Annotated in this window: 6 protein-coding genes; 2 read left to right on the top strand and 4 right to left on the bottom strand. The window is 65.6% G+C overall.

Annotation, left to right across the window (positions count from 1 at the left end):
* The coding region (locus JWM94_RS00295; RefSeq protein WP_299419449.1) for a hypothetical protein at window positions 1-326 on the top strand (326 nt) is incomplete at its 5' end.
* A 144-nt stretch (window positions 327-470) separates the two neighbouring features.
* Complete coding sequence (locus tag JWM94_RS00290; protein WP_299419446.1) at window positions 471-695, top strand: hypothetical protein; 225 nt, start codon at window positions 471-473, stop codon at window positions 693-695.
* A gap of 4 nt (window positions 696-699) precedes the next feature.
* Here JWM94_RS00290 and JWM94_RS00285 read toward each other — a convergent pair whose 3' ends face one another.
* The 4 genes from JWM94_RS00285 to JWM94_RS00270 all read right to left on the bottom strand — a co-directional run.
* Window positions 700-966 carry a hypothetical protein gene (locus tag JWM94_RS00285; RefSeq protein ID WP_299419442.1) on the bottom strand — a complete coding sequence of 89 codons (267 nt, stop codon included), beginning with the start codon at window positions 964-966 and terminating at the stop codon, window positions 700-702.
* Between the two features lie 52 nt (window positions 967-1,018).
* The gene (locus tag JWM94_RS00280) at window positions 1,019-1,498 is read right to left on the bottom strand and encodes a rhodanese-like domain-containing protein (protein ID WP_299419438.1); all 480 of its coding nucleotides are present in this window, start codon (window positions 1,496-1,498) and stop codon (window positions 1,019-1,021) included.
* Between the two features lie 77 nt (window positions 1,499-1,575).
* The gene (gene arsC / locus JWM94_RS00275; protein ID WP_299419435.1) at window positions 1,576-1,911 is read right to left on the bottom strand and encodes an arsenate reductase (glutaredoxin); all 336 of its coding nucleotides are present in this window, start codon (window positions 1,909-1,911) and stop codon (window positions 1,576-1,578) included.
* Window positions 1,908-3,060, bottom strand: a 1,153-nt coding sequence (locus JWM94_RS00270) for an MFS transporter (RefSeq protein WP_299419431.1), incomplete at its 5' end; no start/stop codon positions are given. The genes JWM94_RS00270 and arsC, both read right to left, overlap by 4 nt.

The following is a 3,060-nucleotide window of genomic DNA, read 5'->3' as shown; positions in this document are numbered from 1 at the left end:
GCGGAACGCGACCATTTCGTCGAGCGAAACGGCGGTGCCGCACAGCATCGACGCGAGCCGAAGCCCGCGCTCGTGCCGCCGAGGCCGACGCCGCCGCCGCGCGCAACGCACCGCCCCCCGCCCCGGTGATCATCGCCGCGCCGCCGCCGCCACCCCCGGCGCCGACCTCTACTACGGTGACGACGTCGACCACCACCGCAGCGCCCGCAACGCGCACCGTCGTCCGGCGTGTGCCCGCCAAGCGCGTGGTCAAGCGCCGCGTCGTTCGCAAGGCCGTAGCGCCGGCGGCCAAGACGACCACGACCGTGAGGGTCAAGACCGGCTGATCTCGCTGGCGCCGGAGGAAGCGTCACGCTTTCTCCGGCGTCGCATCTTGACTTGTCCCGCTGAGCGACTGACGTTTTGGGGATGAAAGCGAGCCCTTCGCGAGGCGACGTGCTGGTCGCGGTTTCCACCTTGGCGCTGGCGAATTGTGCGCCGCGCAGCGCGCCAGCATCGCGGCACCGCTGGACCCGGCTGGCCGCCGTTGCGCCGTTTCCGCCTTCCTACAATTTTTCCGGAGCCCGCGCGGCGGCGTCGCCACCTGGACCGACGGTCGCCGTCTCTATCTGACCGGCGGCAAATATTCCGAAGAACGCGGCGGCGAGACTCGGTTCATCTATTCGAACGACGTCTGGGCGATGGAGCGCGTCTGACCGGTCACAAACCGCTGGGCGAGGACGGACGACCCGCGCCGCGGTTCGACATGGCATCGTTGGCGTCGCGCTGATTGCGGGCGTCGATCGCCGCCCATTCGGCCTTGGTGTGGCAGGTCGTCGCACGCAGGATCGATCCGGTGGAAATCTCCGACCGGCAGATTTTCTTTTCGCGTACCGGCTTGGGCGCAGCGGCCGGACCATCCTGCGCAAGCACGGGGCAGGTAACGAGCGCGCTGCTTAGCGCGGCGATGACGAGGCGATTATCCACGACGACCCTTCCTGCCGGTCAGCTTACCGCTTGCTCGGCAAAAAGGAAGTCGTCAGCTCTTTACCCAGCGCACCGCAGGGTCGTTGAAATCGACTCGGTCGGCCAGTTCCCACACTTGGGCGTAGCCATAGGCATGCAGGTTGATGAAGGTCTGGATGTTGAGCGACACCGCGACCGACTTGAGCATCACCGGCGCAACGTTGTTGGTGAAATTGTTGTTGCAATAGATCAGCACCGGGCGCTTGCGGTCGGGGAGCTTTTCGGCCAGCGCCTGCGCGGTGAAGTCGGTCAGCGGCAGGTTGATCGCGCCCGCGATGTGCCCCGCGGCGAAGGCGTCGGCGGAGCGCGCGTCGAGGATCACCGCCTTGCCGCTCGCCGCCATCGCCTGGAATTGCGGCAAGGTAACGCGGTGGCGGTCGCGGACCGGTTGCAGCTTGCGGGTCAGGTTCGAAAAACCCCGATAGTCGATCTGCGGGTTGGCAGGCGGCACATCAGCCGCGAGCAGGCCGGCGACCAGCAACAGCGGGATCATTCATATTCTCCCCTTCGTTTCGCGGAGAGAATGAATGCGCGCCGATAAACCGGTGCTGAACGGATTAGCTGAACGGATCAGAGGATGTCGCGCACGCTATCGGGCGGCCGGCCGAGGCGTACGCCTTTGCTGGTTTCGACCAATGGCCGCTCGATCAGGATCGGGTTGGCGACCATCGCGTCGAGGATTGCATCGTCGCTTGCGTTCTTGAGATGCCTGGCGGCGTCCTCGCCCGTGCGTAGGCCGGCGCGCGGGGTCAGTCCGGCGCGCTCATAGAGCGCGGCGAGCCGGTCGCGAGTCGGCGGGTTGTTGAGGTAATCGACGATCTCGACCTCGGCGCCCGCCTCCTGCAGGATCGCCAGCGTCTCGCGCGATTTCGAGCAGCGCGGATTGTGCCAGATCGTCGCCTTCACGCGTGGGCCTCCGCGACGAAATCGACATCGCGCCGCTCGGGGCCGAGCGAGGTCCAGATCACAAGAACGACGACCGTAATCCCCGCGACGAGCGCCAGCGCGTACCCGTAATTGCCGCCATTCGCCTCCGCGATGCGCGCCTGAATCGGCGCGTTACGCGACGCGATCAGATTGCCGAGCTGATACGCGAAGCCCGGAAACATCCCGCGCACGAGCGCAGGCGACAGCTCGTTGAGATGGACCGGCACAATCCCCCACGCGCCCTGCACCGAAATCTGGATCAGGAACGCGCCGAGCCCTAGCATCACCGGCGTCGTCGAAAACGCCCAGAGCGGGATGATCGGCAGTCCGATGAGCGCGGCGATGATGATGGCGCGCTTGCGCCCGATGCTCTCCGACCAGATGCCGAAGCCGATCCCGCCAACGATCGCCCCGGCGTTGCCGATCATCGCCAGCAGCCCGACCGTCTTGGTGTCGAAGTGGTGCTGTTCCTTCAGGAAGGTCGGATAAAGATCCTGCGTGCCGTGGCTGAAGAAGTTGAACGCGGTCATCAGCACGACGAGGTAGAGCGCGACCTTCCAATTCTGCGCGATGACGGTGAATGGGTTGGCCCTGGGCTTGTCGCACCGCGCCTCGAACGCCGGGCTCTCGTCGACGTGCATGCGGATCAGGAAGACGAGGATCGCGGGCGCGATTCCGACCATGAACATGCCGCGCCAGCCGATCGTGTCGAACAATAGAAAATAGACCAGGCTGGCGAGGAAATAGCCCGACGGATAGCCCGACTGGAGCAGCCCCGACACCGGCCCGCGCAACTTGGCGGGGATCGATTCCATCACCAGGCTCGCGCCGATCCCCCATTCGCCGCCCATGCAGAAACCAAACAGCGTACGGATCACGAACAGGCTGGTCAGGCTCCACGCGAACGCCGAGGCAAACGAGAAGGCGGAAAACAGCAGGATTACGACCATCATGATCGGCCGCCGCCCATATCGGTCGGCCAGCCAGCCGAACGCGAACGCCCCGAACGGGCGCGCGGCGAGCGTCAGGAAGGTCGCCTCCGCCACCGTCTTGATGTCGGTGCCGAACTCCTTCGAGATCGCCGACAGCATGAACAGCAGAAGGAAGAAATCGAACGCGTCGAGCGTC

Source organism: Sphingomonas bacterium, assembly GCF_028289855.1.
Classification (GTDB): Bacteria; Pseudomonadota; Alphaproteobacteria; order Sphingomonadales; family Sphingomonadaceae; genus Sphingomonas.
This window is presented reverse-complemented; position numbering and strand designations above follow the sequence as displayed.